Raw genomic sequence first — 14,806 nt, forward strand, 5'->3', positions numbered from 1 at the left:
GTGGGCTGCTGCCGGTTTCAAAGACACCTTGTTAAGGTGTGAAATGAAACTGGAGGTGGGTCATGGGAACGAGAAGGCAATTCAGCCGAGAGTTCAAGCTTGAGGCAGTCAAGCTGGTGAAGGAACGAGGCGTGTCGGTGGCGCAGGCTGCGCGCGACCTCGATGTGCACGAGAACGTGCTGCGCAAATGGGTACGTGAGGCGACGGCGGACCCGCAGCAAGCGTTCCCTGGTCAGGGCGTGATGAAGCCCGAACAGGCTGAGCTGGAGCGTTTGAGGAAGGAGAACGCCAAGCTGCGCATGGAGCGTGACCTGTTGAAAAAAGCGGCGGCCCACTTCGCCAAGGAGTCGATGTGAAGTTCGGCTTCGTTGCGAAACACCGAGGGCGTGGCCGTTGGCAATGATGTGTGAGGCGCTCGGTGTCTCGCGAAGCGGCTTTCATGCGTGGCTCAGCAGGCCCCGAAGCCAACGCAGTCTGGAAGACGAGGTGCTCGGCAGCCAGGTGCGTCAGAGCTTCCTGGGCAGCGACCGCACCTATGGCGCCCGGCGCGTGTGGCATGACGTGCTGGCACTGGGTCAAAGATGCGGACTGCATCGCGTTGAACGGCTCATGCGTGAACAAGCCCTGCGTGCGAGGCCACGACGCCGAGGCTTTCCGCAAGACCGAGGTCAGCGCGGCGCTATCGCCGACAACGTGTTGGACCGTCAGTTCCAGGCTGATGCGCCCAACCAGAAGTGGGTGGCCGACTTCACGTACATCTGGACGGCCGAGGGCTGGCTGTATGCCGCTGCGGTGCTCGACCTGTACTCACGTCGCATCGTCGGCTGGTCGATGCAGGACAGCATGACCTCGCAGCTCGTGGCCGATGCGCTGATGATGGCAGTGTGGCGCCGGGGCAAGCCGGTCGCGTTGCTGCATCACTCCGACCAAGGAAGCCAATACACCAGCGAGCGCTTCCAGGAGCTGCTCAAGGAGCAAGGCATCACCTGCAGCATGAGCCGCGCGGGCGAGGTCTGGGACAACTCGGCCCTGGAGAGCTTCTTCAGTTCACTGAAGACTGAGCGCACAGCCAGAAAGGTTTACCGGTGCAGAGAACAGGCCCGCGCCGACGTGTTCGACTACATCGAGCGGTTCTACAACCCGACGCGCCGTCATTCGACGCTCGGCTACGTCAGTCCGGTAGAGTTCGAGAAAGCTCAAAAAGCTTAGGTCGGTGTCTATGAGACCGGCAGCAGCCCACCTCCTCGATGCGGCGTGCCTCTCTGGGATCGATGCCGTCGGCGCGCCTTGCCGCCTCCTCTCGCGCCTTCTTGCGCGCGGTAGCAAGTGACACGACTGGATAGTGCCCCGAGGCTTAGCTTGGCCTCCTTACCGCCCTGCTTGTAGCGATAGACCCAGACTTTCCCCGCCGGTCTGATGCGAAGGTACAAACCTTCCCCATCTGCCAGCAGGTATTCCTTGTCGCGCGGCTCTGCCGCTTTGATCTGAAGTTCGTTGAGTTGCCCCATGGTGTACCCAAGACATGACTGCGATTGAAAAGCAGTCTGGGGTACACCGATGGGTACACGCAAGAATGGGACGTTCTGGGATTCAGCGATACCGCTTGAGCCGCCTTTTCAGGCTAAGTCCTTGATTTACAAGGACTCTTGAGCTGACTTGGGATCGTCTGAGAAAGAAAGATGGTGGCTGGGGCGGAATCGAACCACCGACACGCGGATTTTCAATCGGCGTTTCAGCGATGTCTGCTAGCTCTGCCGAAGTCATACGCCAAGACGCTGCTCAGCCCCGAAATTCTCTTACACCCACCCTTACATCGCGAGAAGGAGATGAAGAAAGAAAATGGAAATGCTATCAATTAGATAGCATTCTCTTCAATATCTAGGAATTTATTCTGGTGGTAGGCCGTGCTAGGCTTGAACCAGCGACCAACGGATTATGAGTCCGACAACGAATCAACTCCCATTCGCGCAGCCCATACAAATCGCAGGGGGCCTCAATCGAGCTAGGGCTTACGTCCCAGAACGTAAAACAGAGCCCACCAGAGCCCACCCCACCTCATCGAGAGAGGGCAACCGGATTTCACGTACCCTCCTCCAGATACCCTCAGGTGCGTAGGGTTAGGGCAAACTTTTTCGGACCTATCGGACTGAAGAAGGGCCTATTCAGAGGCGAAAGCAAGAAAGCCGGACACCTTTGGAAGTGCCCGGCCTTGTAGTTGGTCCCCCCTCATGACCGCGTTACCTCAAGAAATCATCCCTCAAGTCTCCTCCGTCCAGGCCGTCCTGAAGTCGCACCTGGGCCGCAACCTTCGGGCGATCCATCTCTTCGGCTCGGCTGTGGACGGCGGCCTGAAGCACGGCAGCGACATCGACCTGATGGTGTCGATCAATGATCCGCTGCCGGAACCGGTCCGGCGCGCTTTGATGACCGATCTGCTGGCGCATTCGGCGTGGCCGGGCAGCTCCGACACGCTCAGGGCGCTCGAAGTGACGGTCGTCGCGCTGGGCGAAATCGTCCCCTGGCGGTATCCGCCGCGGCGCGAGATGCAGTTCGGCGAGTGGCTGCGTGAGGACATCGAGGCCGGGCGCTTCGAGCCCGCCTTGGTCGATCACGACCTTGCCATCCTGATCACCAAACTGCGCCGTCACAGCTCGGCCCTGCTCGGACCGTCGGCCGCTGAACTGTTCGAGGAGGTGCCGCGTTCCGACTTCAGGAGATCGCTGCTCGACACCATTGCGCAGTGGAACGAGGAGCCTGATTGGCTGGGTGAGGAAAGAAACATCCTCCTGGCGCTCGCGCGCATCTGGTTCAGCGCCTGTACCGGCGACATCGTGTCCAAGGACGTCGCTGCGGCGTGGGCAGCGCAACGCCTGCCACCGAGCTATCGCTCGCTGATGGAACGTGCGGCAGCGGCCTATCTCGGGGGCGGTGAGGACGAGCCGGCCTGGGCCCGGATGCCCGTCGCCGAGACCATTCATTTCTGCAAAGGCGAGATCAAGCGAGTGCTGTAGCGGGCGCAGTGACACGCCGTCGCGAAAGCTGCTGAGGGGCGGCTGCCGCACCTCCGATCCGGACACCTGCAGCCGCCGACGTGTCCGCAAACCGGACAGCTGCTGTCCCCAGACCGTACGTCCGGCCGCAGACCGGATCACGCAAGTCGTTGATTTAAAAGGAAATACACACTGGCACGATGTGTGGTTCATCTCAGGCACCTGACACTTCAAAGGAGCCTTTCATGACACCCCGCTTCACCCTGATTGCCATCGCCGGCCTGCTGTCCGGCGGCGCCGCCTTCGCGCAGATGCCGCCCCCGCCGCCCGCGGGTGTCGTGCCACCGCCGCCCCTGGCCGCCGCGCCCGAGTCGGGCATGACGACGCAAGGCCGTGTCTCGCAATGGCTGGTCAACCCCAACGGCGAGGCCGACGGCCTGCTGCTGGCCGACGGCACGCAGGTCGCCTTCCCGCCGCACCTGTCGGCCTCGGTGATGCAGATGCTGCGGCCCGGCGACACGGTGCGCGTCGCCGGCTGGCGCGCGCCCAACGTGCCGGTGGTGCGCGCACAGACGCTCGAAGCCAACGGCCGCAGCGTGATCGACCAGCCGCCCGCCCCGGGCATGTTCCCGCCCGGCCCGCGCGATCTGGCCGCGCTGTCGGCCATGTCGACCAGCGGGCGTATCGAGCGGCTGCTCTACACCGACCGCGGCGACGTGCACGGCGTGATCCTGGCAGACAAGTCCATCGTGCGCTTCCCGCCGCACATCGGCGCGGCCTATGGCGCGATCCTCCAGCCCGGCGCGCAGCTCTTCGCACGCGGCTGGGGAACGCGCGGCGCCAACGGCAGCGCGATCGAGGCGACCAGCCTCGGCCAGAGCGCCGACAGCGTGCGCGAACTCGTGAGCGGCCCTGTCGGCCCCATGGGACCCGCCGGTCAGGTGGGTCCGCGCGGCCCGCGCCACCAGCGCCCGATGGCTCCCGTTCCGCCGGTGCCGCCTGCACCGCAGTTCGCACCGCAGCCTCCCGCCAACTCCTGAGGCCCTGCGCGATGACCTCCCCCGCTCCCTCCTCGCGCAGCGTGCGCGCGCTCGACGCCCTCGCCTTCTTCGCGCCCGACATCCAGGGCGGCGTGGGGCCGTTCCTGGTGATCTTCATGGCCGGCACGCTGGCCTGGGATCCCCAGCGCATCGGCAGCGTGATGTTCGTGTCGGCCCTGGTGGGCCTGGCGGCACAGGCGCCCGCCGGCGCGCTGATCGACAGCGTGCGCCACAAGCCGCGCTGGATCGCGGGGGCGGTGGCACTCATCGCGCTGACGCTGGTGGCGATGGCGAACTGGCCGGGCTATGGGGTGATCCTCGCGGGCCAGTCGCTGATCGGCGCGGCAGGCACGCTGGTCGCGCCCGCGCTCGCGGCCACGAGCCTGGGCATGGTGGGCCGCGCGGGGCTGGACAGCCGCATCGGCCGCAACGCCGCCATCACGGCCGCGGGCACGGTGCTGTGGGCGCTCGGGACGGGGGCAGTTAGCCACCTGTACGGCGCGCACGCGATGTTCTTCTATGCGACGGCGATGGCCGTGCCGACCATCCTGGCGGCCCTGCTCATCCGCGACCGCGATATCGATCCGCAGCTCGCGCGCGGCGCCGACGCGCAGGACGCGACGCCCGCCGCTGCGGGCGTGCGCACCGCGCGCTGGTATGACAGGCGCCTCGTCGTGCTGCTGGCCTGTGCCTTCCTGTTCCACCTGGCCAACGCCGCGATGCTCACGCTGGTGGCGCAGAAGGTCAGCGCACGGGCCGGCGCATCGGCAGCGCTGTGGATGTCCGCGGGCGTGATCGTCACGCAACTGGTCACCATCCCGATCGGGCTGACCGTGGGCCGCTGGGCGCCGCGGCTCGCACGCAAGCCTATCTTCCTCGTGGGCTTCGCGGTGCTGCCGCTGCGCGGCCTGCTCTACCTGCTGGCCGACAGCCCTGCGGCACTGTTGACGCTGCAGGTGCTCGACGGCGTCGGCGCGGGCATCTTCGGCGTGATGCTCACACTCATGATCAGCGACCTGACGCGCGGCAGCGGGCACTTCAACTTCGCGCTGGGTATCGGCGCGGCCTGCGTGGGTCTGGGCGCCGCGCTCAGCAACCTCGTGGCGGGCACGGTCGCCAATGCTGCAGGTTATGGCACGGCCTTCGTCCTGCTCGCGGGCATCGCGGCGGCCGCGCTCGCACTGTTCGCGATCGCGATGCCGGAGACGCGTCGTCCCGGCCAGGCCACCGCAGCCGGTGCCGCCGCACTCGAGGGAGCCACCGCATGAACAGGGATTCCGTGTCCGCCACGCTCCACGCGCCGCTGCCCGGCGATGCGCGCGCCACCGAGGAGAACGGCGGCGGCAACGGCCTGCTGTGGGTGCTGGTCGCCGTGGCGGTGCTGTTCGCGTTCCTGCGCCCTCGCGCGCCCATGGACTGGCTGCGCCTGGTTGACTGGCAGACCGTCGGCGCGCTCGCCGGCCTGCTCGCCATCACCCAGGGCGTCGAGAAAAGCGGCATGCTGCAGGCCACCGCCCAGCGCCTGCTCGCCCGCACCCACAACCAGCGCAGCCTCGCGATGCTGCTGACGGCCAGTGCGGCCTTTCTATCCGCGCTGGTCACCAACGACGTGAGCCTGTTCCTGCTGGTGCCGCTCACACGCGTGCTCGCCACCCAGGCGCACCTGCCGCTGGCGCGGCTGGTGGTGCTGCAGGCGCTCGCGGTGAACGCGGGCTCGGCCCTCACGCCCATCGGCAATCCGCAGAACCTGTACCTCTGGCACCGCTCCGGCGAGGGCTTCGTCGCCTTCATGGGGATGATGGGTCCGACGGTCGCGGTGATGCTGTTCTGGGTCTTCGTGGCGGTGTGGCTGCTGGTGCCGCGCACGCCGATCGAGCTCAAGCCGCAGGCCGAGGCCGCGCCGGTGCAGCCGCGCATGCTGGCGCTGTCGGGGCTGCTGTTCATCGGTTTCGTGATCGCACTCGACCGGCACTGGCTTCTCGCGGGCCTGGGCGTGGTGTTCGGCGTGTTCCTGGTGAGCTATCCGCGCGTTCTGCGCGGCATCGACTGGGCGCTGCTGGCGATCATCGCGCTGATGTTCGTGGACCTGCGCCAGCTCGCGCAGCTGCCCGCGGTGGTGTCGCTGCTGGGCCACTGGCCGATCACCGAGGGCTGGCGCGCGTACCTCGCTGCCATCGTCACTTCGCAGTTCATCAGCAACGTGCCGGCCGCGATCCTGCTGGACGGCCACGTGCGCGACCTGCCCGCGCTGGCGGCCGGGGTGAGCGTGGGCGGCTTCGGCTGTGTGCTGGGCTCGCTGGCCAACCTGATCGCGCTGCGGCTGGCCAAGCTGCCCCGTGGGCTGAGCGAGTTTCATCGCATCAGCATTCCGTTCCTGGTCGTCTGCGCAGCATCGGCGCTGCTGCTGCGGCTGGGGTGATCTTTCGTCCTGACTCTCACATCAACAAAGGAAGAAACCATGCCTCATCACAACTCCCACGAAACCGTCGACGTCTGGTCTGTCGAAGGCCGCTTCGCGCACTACCTCTACAGCCCCAAGGGCGGCATCGAGGGAATGCTCATCGAGACCGACGGCATCCCCACGCAGTTCGTCTTCGAGCGCCACGGCGAAGGCCTGCCTTCGCAGCTCGCGGACATCCGCGCCGGCCAGGCACTGGTCGTCGAAGGCACCGAATCGCCGCCGTCTCCCAAGGGCGAGGCCGCGCACACGGTGTACCGGTTCGAGCGGCTCGCCGCGATCGACGGCAAGCCGCTGCCCGAAGCACAGCCCGACGACAGCGTCGACGGGCGCGTGGCGCGCATCCACTATGCGCGCCACGGCGAAGCGAACGGCGTCGTGCTCGACAACGGAGACTTCGTCCACACGCGGCCCCAGGGCTTCGCGCAGCTGAACCTGAAAGTCGGCGACAGGGTGCAGGCCGAGGGCCGGGTCCGGCCGCTCGCCACAGGCGAAGGGCGCGTGGTGGAGGCGGCGCGGGTCAACGACATCGACCTGGAATGAGCATGCTCTCCGCTGCCGGGCAGTCCGGCATTCGGCTGCGCCAGCTGAATGCCGGACCTTCGGCGGGGGATGCGTGAAGGAGAAGAATCGAACCGGGTCCGCTACCGCAAGGCGGCGCGATATCGCTCAGGCAGACGCGACCGCTCAGCGAGTGTCCCGGCGCAGGAACACATGCGTGGCGCGCTCGCCTGCGACCTGCCTGTCGCAGCGGTAGTCCAGCGCCGGCAGATCGAGCCCCTCGAACAGCGCCTCGCCCTTGCCCAGCAGCACCGGCCGCACGGCAAGGTGCAGCTCGTCGATCAGGCCGGCCTTGAGGTACTCGCGCACGGTCGCCACGCCGCCGCCCACGCGCACGTCGCGCTCGCCCGCGGCGGCGCGCGCCTGCGCCAGCGCCTCGTGGATGCCGCCGGTGACGAAGTGGAAGGTGGTGCCGCCCTTCATGGTCAGCGGCGCGCGGGCATGGTGCGTGAGCACGAAGACCGGCACGTGGTAGGGCGGCTCGTCGCCCCACCAGCCTTTCCAACTCTCGTCGGGCCAGGGGCCGCGCACCGGCCCGAACATGTTGCGCCCGAGAATCCAGGCGCCCATCTCGGCGAAGCCCTGTTCGGCGATCTGGTTGTCGATGCCGGTCTCGCCGGCCTCGCCCGTCTTCTGCATCTGCTGCCAGACGCGCGTGGGAAAGAACCAGTCCATGAGCTCCGGCCCGCGGATGCCCAGCGGGTTCTCCAGGCTCTGCTGCGGACCGGCGGCATAGCCGTCGAGCGAAACGCCGAAACTGCGTACGAGCAATCGGGTCATGCATGCGTCTCCTGTGGAAGGAAAGCGGCAGTCTACGCCGACGCTGGGGCGACCGGGCTGCACTTGCGGGCTGCACTTGCGGGCTGCACCTGCGGGCTGCGCCGCAGCGCATCACGCGCGCCCGGCCTGCGGGCCGGGAGGGCCGAACCAGGTCGACATCGCCTCGTGGAGGCCATCCGATGTTCCCTCGCCCACCCATGCCACGTGCCCGTCGGGCCTGATCAGCACCGCCGCGGGCGCGCCGACAGTGCCGATCGCGGGCAACTCCCAGGGGCCGTCGTACCTGCCGTGAACCAGCCTGACGCGGCCCGACCACGGCGCGACATCGAGACGCCCCGGCGTCGCCAGGTCCAGCAGCACGGGCCGCGCGTCGTGCAGCAGCGCGAACACGCGCACGGGGCCTTCGGGGGTGACCAGGTCGAGGTCGGGCATGCGGCGGCCGACCAGGGGGTGCGTCCCTGGCAGGTCGTAGCGGATGCCCAGTCCGGACATCTCGGCGGCGACGCGCTTGCGCGGCTCCTCCATGCCGAGCAGCTCCAGCACGACTTCGCGCAGCGCCTCGGTGCGATCGTCGGTGCGCTGAAGGGCGACCTGAGCCATCGTCGTGCGCAGCACGCGCGCCGCGACCGGGTGCCGCTCGCGGTGATAGGTGTCGAGCAGGCTGTCGGGCGAAACGCCCTTGACCACCTGGGCGAGCTTCCACCCGAGGTTCACCGCGTCCTGCACGCTCGTGTTGAGGCCCTGACCGCCCACCGGCGAGTGCACGTGCGCGGCATCGCCGGCCAGCAGGACGCGGCCCTTGCGGTAGCTCTCGGCCTGGCGCGACATGTCGGTGAACCGGGAGATCCATTTCAGGCCGTGGATCCCGTAGTCGGTACCGCACAGCTCGACGAGCGCCGAGCGGAGGTCGTCGAGCGTGGGCTCGGCCGTGGCATTGGCGGTTTCTTCAGTCACCATCACGCCGATCGGCCCCTCCTGGGCATAGACGATCTTGCCGTCGCGGATCTCGTACTGCTCCCTGCTGAAGGCATGGATGCCGCGGGCCGTGCGATGCACGCCCAGCGGCGGCTCCTCGGTCATCTCCGCCTCGGCGAGGATGCTGCTGGTCGTAGCCTCCCATCCCGGAAACGCGATGCCGGCCGTCTTGCGCACGAGGCTGCGGCCGCCGTCGCAGCCGACGAGATACGCGGCGCGCAACGCTTCGCCCCCGGAAAGCTCGATGGTGACGCCCGCGTCGTCCTGCACGAAGCCCGCCAGGTCGCGCCCTCGGTAGATCGGCACCGCGAGCTCGTCGATCCACGCGGCGAGGATGCGCTCGATGTGCTTCTGCCTGAGTGCCAGCCCGTAGTTGTGCCGGGTCGGGAAGTCGCTGATGTCCAGTCGGGTGACGGCGAACCCCGTGACCTGGGCCTTCTGCCCCTGCGCGAGGAACCGCTCGACGATGCCGCGCTGGTCCAGGACCTCGAGCGAGCGCGAACTCAGGCCGCCGGCGCGCGAGCCTGCAAGCGCCTGGTCCGGGCGGCGCTCGACGATGGCGACGTCGACGCCTGCCAGGGCCAGTTCGCCAGCGAGCATCAGGCCCGTCGGCCCCGCGCCGGCGATCACGACTGCATGTTCTTTCATCCGTGAATCCTTTTTCATTTGCTCACAAGTGAATGGGAGGTGAACGGCAATGGTTGCCCGGACATGCGCGAAGGATCGCGAACGCCGCAGCAGGCCGCGCGGCGCAGTGACATTTGGGAACGTTCTTCACCGTCACGATGTGCGCGGTATCGGGTCGCCGTCCGTTGGAAGCGCATCAGGGCGATTCCCGCCCTCTGGAGTTGAAAAAATGATTCTCTCGCGAACCGTCTTCAAGCTCGCCGCTGCAGGCCTCGTTGCCGCCGGCGCCCTGACCGTCGCCGCATCGGCCAACGCCGGCACCAGCTGGTCCGTCGGCATCAACGTCCCCGGCGTGGTCGTGAGCGAGCCGGCGCCGGTCTACTACGAGCCGGCGCCCGTCTACACCCATCCGGCGCCGACCGACTACCAGGCTCCGCGTCCGGTCTACTCCGTTCCGCCGCCCGTCTACTACGACCCGGCCGCGCGCTGGGAGGAACGTCGCGCCGAGCGCTGGGAAGAGCGCCGTGCCGAGCGTCGCGAATGGCGCCGCCGCCAGTGGGAGCGCGAGCAGTACCGCCGCTACTACGAGGATCGCGACTGAGGCCGGCCGCCTCGCGCGCAGGGCCGCCTCGTCGGTACCTGCGCTTCAGCTTTGCGCGGGCAACGGCCTCGTGAGCGCCGCGGGCGCGACCTGTCGACCGACCAGCCCGCCCACCGCCAGCAGCGCGAGCACATAGGGCAAGGCGATCAGCAGGGCGCTGGGCACCTCGATGCCCATCGCTGGAAGCTGGAACTGCAGCGCAGTGGCGGCTCCGAAGAGGCAGCAGGCCATGACGGTCCGGCCGAGGCGCCAGTTGCCGAAGATCACCGCCGCGATCGCCAAGTAGCCGGCGCCGCCGGTCATGCCTTCCGTGAAGGTGTGGATGTCACCGATCGACAGGAAGCAGCCCGCCAGCGCGGACATGAAGCCGGTGAACAGCACGGCGCCGTAGCGGATGCGGCTCACCTTCAACCCCGAATGGCTCGCCGCCTGCGGCGACGTGCCCGCGGCATGGATCGCAAGGCCGAGCGCGGTGGCGCGCATCACCCAGCCCACGAGCACGATCAGCACGATGGCGGCATAGAGCAGCCATGCCTGCCGGAAGACCTGTTCGCCCAGGTGCGGGATCTCCGACAGCCCGGGCGGCGCCCACTTGTCCAGGCCCGGGATCTCGGCGCGCGAGCGGCTGCCGAAGATCGCCCGGTAACCCAGGGTTGTCGCGCCGAGCACCAGGATGTTGATGCCGATGCCGGTGACGATCTGGTTGGCGCGCAGCGTGATGCTCAGGAAGGCCTGCAGCCACGCGATGGGCAGCACGCACAGCACGCCGCAGAGCAGGCCGAGCAACGGCGAGCCGGTGGCCCACGAGGCCGTGGCGCCTGCGAAGGCGCCCGCCAGCATGAGGCCCTCCACGCTCATGTTGAGCACGCCGGCCCGTTCGCTCACGAGCTCGCCGGTGGCGGCGAGCAGCAGCGGCGCGGCGAGCCGGATGCTCGAGCCGACGAAGACGGCGGCCAGTTCGGGATCGATCATTTGCGTCGCGCCTCCATGCGCTGGATGCCGATGGCTGCCCCGGCGAGCGTCACGATGATGAGACCCTGGATCACCACGACCAGGGCGGTGGGCACCTGCGCCACCATTTCCATGTTGATCCCGCCCGAACGCAGGAAGCCGAAGAGCAGCGAGCCCGCGACCACGCCTGTCGCGCTGCCGCGTGCGAGCAGGCCCACCACCAGGCCGTCGAAGCCGTAGCCCGACGAGAAGCCGGCCTTGAGCGTGTACTGCTCGCCCTGCAGCATGAAGGCGCCGGCGAGTCCGCCGAAGGCGCCGGCTGCGCAGAGCGCGCCGATGGCGAGGCGGTCGATGGGCATGCCGGCGCGGCGGGCCGCACGCGGGTTCAGGCCGGTCGCGCGCAGCTGCAGTCCCGTCACCGTGCGGTTGAGCAGCAGCGCCACCGCCACCGCCAGCACCACCCCGATCAGCAGGCCGATGTGCAGCGGCGTGCCCGCGTCGCCGGTGAGCAGCGGCAGCTGGGTCGCCACCGGGATCTCCAGCGACTCGGGCAGCGTCGCGCTGCTCGTCATCGGCCGGCGCAGCAGGTGCTCGGACTGCACGCTGCCGTACACCATCCAGATGGCGATGAAGGACAGCAGCAAGGTCGCGATGACCTCGTTGGTGCCCATCTTGACGCGCAGGACGCCGGCGATGCCGCCCCAGAGCGCGCCCGCCGCGCAGGCGCCGAGCATCGGAACGATGAAGGCCAGCCCCCACGGCAGCTGCGCCACGGGCGGCCACAGCGCGAGTGCCGTGGCCGTGATGCCGCCGACGGCAATCTGCCCTTCTCCGCCCACGTTCGTGAGGTTCGCGCGCTCGGCCAGGATGAAACCCAGGCCGACCAGCATGAGCACCAGCGCACGGTTGATCGAGGCAGCCAGCGCATAGGACGAGCCCCAGGCGCCGTCCGCGAACGCGGCAACGGCATCGCCCACGGGCACGCCGAGCGCGGCGATCAGCAAGGCACCGACGCCGAAGGCCAGCAGCACGGCGGCTGCCGAGACCTGCAGGGCGGGGGTCGGCCTGAGCCGCGACCAGGCAAGTACAGGACCGCTCATGGGGCGACCTCCTCTGCAACATCCTCCTTGTCACGGTGCCCGGCCATCCAGGCACCGATGCGCGCCCGGTCCGCGCCCGCCGTGGGGCATGCGCCCATCACCCGGCCCCGGTAGAGCACCAGCACGCGGTCGGCGACGCTCAGCAGTTCGTCGAGCTCCGACGAGATGAGCAGCACGCCGACCCCGCGGTCCGCGGCGGCCCGGATGTGGCCGTAGACGGCCTCGACCGCGCCGACATCCAGGCCGCGCGTGGGCTGCGCCGCCAGCAGGAAGCGCAGGCCCTCGAGCGTGAGCTCGCGCGCGAGCACCGCCTTCTGCTGGTTGCCGCCCGAAAGGCCTCCGAATAGCACGTCGGGGCTGGCGGCGCGCACGTCGTAGCGCTGCATGAGGTCGAGCGCCTCACGGCGCATGGCCGCGCGGTCGAGGAGGCCGAAGCGCCGGAACCGGTCCAGGCGGTCGAGCATGATGTTCTCTGCGACGTTCATGCCTGTCACGCAGGCCAGCGCGTGCCGGTCTTCGGGCACCACGCCGCAGCCTGCGGCGCTGAGCTGGCGCGGCGTGGCGCGCGTCATCTCCTCGCCGCAGACGAAATAGCGCCCCTCGGTGGGACGCAGCATTCCCGAAAGCACCGCGCCCAGCTCGCTCTGGCCATTGCCCTCGACGCCGGCGATGGCCACGATCTCGCCCGGCTCCACCAGCAGGGTGAAGTTGTCCAGGCGCACCACGCCATCGGCGTCGCGCACGGTGAGGCCGTCGGCCAGCAGCGCCGCCTCGCGCGTCGGGCTGCCCGGTGGAGGTGCCATCCGGGATGCTCGGGGAGCTTGAACGGAGGCGGCGGGCGCCTGCAGGTCGCGCTGGATCATCGCGCGCACCAGCGCGTCGATGTCCTGTGCGGGCGCGTCCGAGCGCGCCACCACGCGGCCGCCGCGCAGCACGGTCGCACGCCGCGCTACGCGCTGGATCTCCGCCAGCTTGTGGGTGACCAGCACCACGCCGCAGCCCTGCTGCGCCACGCGCGTGCACACCGAGAGCAATGCCTCGATCTCCTGCGGCAGCAACACGGCGGTGGGTTCGTCGAGCACCAGCAGGCGCGGCTCGCGCACCAGGCACTTCACGATTTCCACGCGCTGGCGCTCGCCCACCGACAGGTCCTGCACCTTCGCATGCGGATCGAGCGCGAGCCCGTAGCGCTCCCGCATCGCGGCGATGCGCGCCGCGCCGGCCTTGCGGTCAAGCACGCCGCGCACCTGGCCGAGCAGCAGGTTGTCCAGCACCGTCATGTCGGGCACGAGGCTGAAGTGCTGGTGAACCATCGCGATCCCGTGCGAAAGGGCATCCGCCGGCGAGCGCGGGCGAAACGCCTCGCCGGCCAGCGTCATCTCGCCCGCGTCCGCGGCGTGCACGCCGAAGACGAGATTGCACAGCGTGGACTTGCCGGCGCCGTTCTCGCCCAGCAGGCAGTGGACCTCGCCGGGATGGAGCGCCAGCGAGACGTCCTGCAGCGCCTGCAGCGCACCGAAGCGCTTGGACAGCCCCTCCAGCTTCAGCAGCGGCGCGGCGACCGGGGCTGCGGCAAGCCCCGGGCCGCCGTCGCTGATGCCGTCATGGAGGCCGTCACCGGGGCCGATGGCGTGGCGCTCGCGCATCAGCCCTCCAGCACCTTGATCTTGCCGGACAGGATGTCCTTCTTGATCTGCTCGAGCTTGGCCTTCTGTTCATCGGTCGCCCCGCAGATGACCATGTCCGACGCGTTCGGTCCCATGGCCAGTCCGAAGGGCTTGTAGCCGGCCTTCCAGGTACCGCCGACGGCCTCCTTGATGGCGTACTGCACCTGGTAGCCGACGCCGGTGATGCTGTAGGCGGGATAGAGCGGATCGGTGCCGCAGCGGTTGGTGTAGCTCCCGATGATCTTCGTGCCCTTCTCCTTGGCCGCCTGCTCCATGCCGCGCAGGCCGAGGTTCAGGATGTGATAGTGCACGTCGGCGCCCTGCGCGATGGCCGCCAGCGTGGCTTCCTTGGCCTTGGCCACGTTGTCGAAGTCGCCGGTGTAGTTCTCGAAGTACTTGATGCCGGGCTTGATGTACCTGGCGCCGTTGCCGAACTCCTTGCCGGCGTTGACGATGGACGGGATCTCCATGCCGCCCACGTAGCTCACCGCGCCGTTCTTCGAGAGCATCGCAGCGGCGGCGCCCGCGACGAAGGCGATCTCGGCCTGCTTGACGTCGTAGCCGGCCACGTTGGCCGTCTCCTCGGCCTTGTTGCCGCCGACGATCGAGAAGTGCGTCTTGGGGAAGCGCTTGGCCACCTTGAGCACGGCCGCCTGGGTCTGGCCGCCGACGCCGATCACGAGCGCGTTCTTGCTGGCCAGGTTGGTCAGCGCCTGCTCCATGTCGGCGTAGTTGATGTTCTCGATCATCTGCACCTTGATCCTGGCACCGTACTCCTTCTGTGCGGCCACGAGGCCGTCGTAGCCGGACTCCATCCATCCCTTGTCCGACTTGGAACCGGGAATGAGGATGCCGACCGCGATCGGATCGGCGGCCGAGGCCGGCAGGCTCAGCACGAGGGTGGTGAAGGCGCTGACGCCTGCGAGGACGGCGGCGCGGCGGGAGAGGGACGGAATCTGCATGGCATGCCTTTCGCTAGTTGGAGGGTTAAGTAACTAATCAATTACTTACCGACAACGCATCGCAATAACAGTGCCAGTGAATTCGCCGATTTTT

Annotated in this window: 12 protein-coding genes and 2 pseudogenes; 7 read left to right on the top strand and 7 right to left on the bottom strand. The window is 68.4% G+C overall.

Translation table 11 applies throughout. The features are described 5' to 3' along the window. The first annotated feature begins 62 nt into the window (after positions 1 to 62). Positions 63 to 1,209, top strand: a pseudogene (locus tag G369_RS36420) (IS3 family transposase). On the opposite strand, the pseudogene G369_RS39845 reads toward G369_RS36420, so the two are convergent. Beyond that, positions 1,172 to 1,508, bottom strand: a pseudogene (locus G369_RS39845) (Arm DNA-binding domain-containing protein). The pseudogenes G369_RS36420 and G369_RS39845 overlap by 38 nt on opposite strands. Before the next feature lie 720 nt (positions 1,509 to 2,228). Between G369_RS39845 and G369_RS0127635 the strand changes: the two are divergent. From G369_RS0127635 to G369_RS0127655, 5 genes are all read left to right on the top strand, one after another. After that, positions 2,229 to 3,011: an aminoglycoside nucleotidyltransferase ANT9 gene (locus tag G369_RS0127635; protein ID WP_026346689.1), complete on the top strand. Its 783-nt coding sequence runs from the start codon at positions 2,229 to 2,231 to the stop codon at positions 3,009 to 3,011. A gap of 224 nt (positions 3,012 to 3,235) precedes the next feature. Beyond that, positions 3,236 to 4,030, top strand: coding sequence for a hypothetical protein (locus G369_RS0127640; RefSeq protein ID WP_019657311.1), 795 nt, complete (start codon positions 3,236 to 3,238; stop codon positions 4,028 to 4,030). 11 nt (positions 4,031 to 4,041) lie between these two features. Next, positions 4,042 to 5,298, top strand: a complete 1,257-nt coding sequence (locus tag G369_RS36425; RefSeq protein WP_019657312.1) for an MFS transporter — start codon at positions 4,042 to 4,044, stop codon at positions 5,296 to 5,298. Continuing rightward, complete coding sequence (locus G369_RS0127650) at positions 5,295 to 6,449, top strand: SLC13 family permease (protein ID WP_026346690.1); 1,155 nt, start codon at positions 5,295 to 5,297, stop codon at positions 6,447 to 6,449. The genes G369_RS36425 and G369_RS0127650 overlap by 4 nt, the downstream gene beginning before the upstream one ends. A gap of 39 nt (positions 6,450 to 6,488) precedes the next feature. Then, positions 6,489 to 7,031 (top strand): hypothetical protein, encoded by a 543-nt coding sequence (locus G369_RS0127655; RefSeq protein WP_019657314.1) that lies wholly within the window; start codon positions 6,489 to 6,491, stop codon positions 7,029 to 7,031. A 144-nt stretch (positions 7,032 to 7,175) separates the two neighbouring features. Here the strand turns inward: G369_RS0127655 and G369_RS0127660 are convergent, their stop codons facing one another. Together G369_RS0127660 and G369_RS0127665 are read right to left on the bottom strand one after the other, a co-directional pair. Beyond that, a complete protein-coding gene (locus tag G369_RS0127660; protein WP_019657315.1) occupies positions 7,176 to 7,829 on the bottom strand; it encodes a dihydrofolate reductase family protein in 654 nt (217 codons plus the stop codon). Positions 7,830 to 7,940: 111 nt separating this feature from the next. After that, on the bottom strand, positions 7,941 to 9,452 hold the full coding sequence (locus tag G369_RS0127665) for an FAD-dependent monooxygenase (protein WP_019657316.1): 1,512 nt from the start codon (positions 9,450 to 9,452) through the stop codon (positions 7,941 to 7,943). A gap of 208 nt (positions 9,453 to 9,660) precedes the next feature. On the opposite strand from G369_RS0127665, the gene G369_RS0127670 reads away from it, so the two are divergent. Continuing rightward, positions 9,661 to 10,032 carry a hypothetical protein gene (locus tag G369_RS0127670; RefSeq protein ID WP_019657317.1) on the top strand — a complete coding sequence of 124 codons (372 nt, stop codon included), beginning with the start codon at positions 9,661 to 9,663 and terminating at the stop codon, positions 10,030 to 10,032. Positions 10,033 to 10,077: 45 nt separating this feature from the next. Here G369_RS0127670 and G369_RS0127675 read toward each other — a convergent pair whose 3' ends face one another. From G369_RS0127675 to G369_RS0127690, 4 genes are read right to left on the bottom strand one after another with little or no spacing between them, the layout of a single operon-like run. After that, entirely contained in the window at positions 10,078 to 11,004 is a 927-nt protein-coding gene (locus G369_RS0127675; protein ID WP_019657318.1) for an ABC transporter permease, read from the bottom strand. Further along, positions 11,001 to 12,083 carry an ABC transporter permease gene (locus G369_RS0127680; protein ID WP_020723307.1) on the bottom strand — a complete coding sequence of 361 codons (1,083 nt, stop codon included), beginning with the start codon at positions 12,081 to 12,083 and terminating at the stop codon, positions 11,001 to 11,003. The genes G369_RS0127675 and G369_RS0127680 overlap by 4 nt, the downstream gene beginning before the upstream one ends. Then, positions 12,080 to 13,729, bottom strand: a complete 1,650-nt coding sequence (locus G369_RS0127685) for an ABC transporter ATP-binding protein (protein ID WP_019657320.1) — start codon at positions 13,727 to 13,729, stop codon at positions 12,080 to 12,082. The genes G369_RS0127680 and G369_RS0127685 overlap by 4 nt, the downstream gene beginning before the upstream one ends. Next, a complete protein-coding gene (locus G369_RS0127690) occupies positions 13,729 to 14,712 on the bottom strand; it encodes a BMP family protein (protein WP_019657321.1) in 984 nt (327 codons plus the stop codon). Before G369_RS0127690 ends, G369_RS0127685 begins: the two co-directional genes overlap by 1 nt. Between the last annotated feature and the right edge of the window lie 94 nt (positions 14,713 to 14,806).

Source organism: Variovorax atrisoli 110B (genome assembly GCF_000382045.1).
Classification (GTDB): domain Bacteria; phylum Pseudomonadota; class Gammaproteobacteria; order Burkholderiales; family Burkholderiaceae_C; genus Variovorax; species Variovorax atrisoli.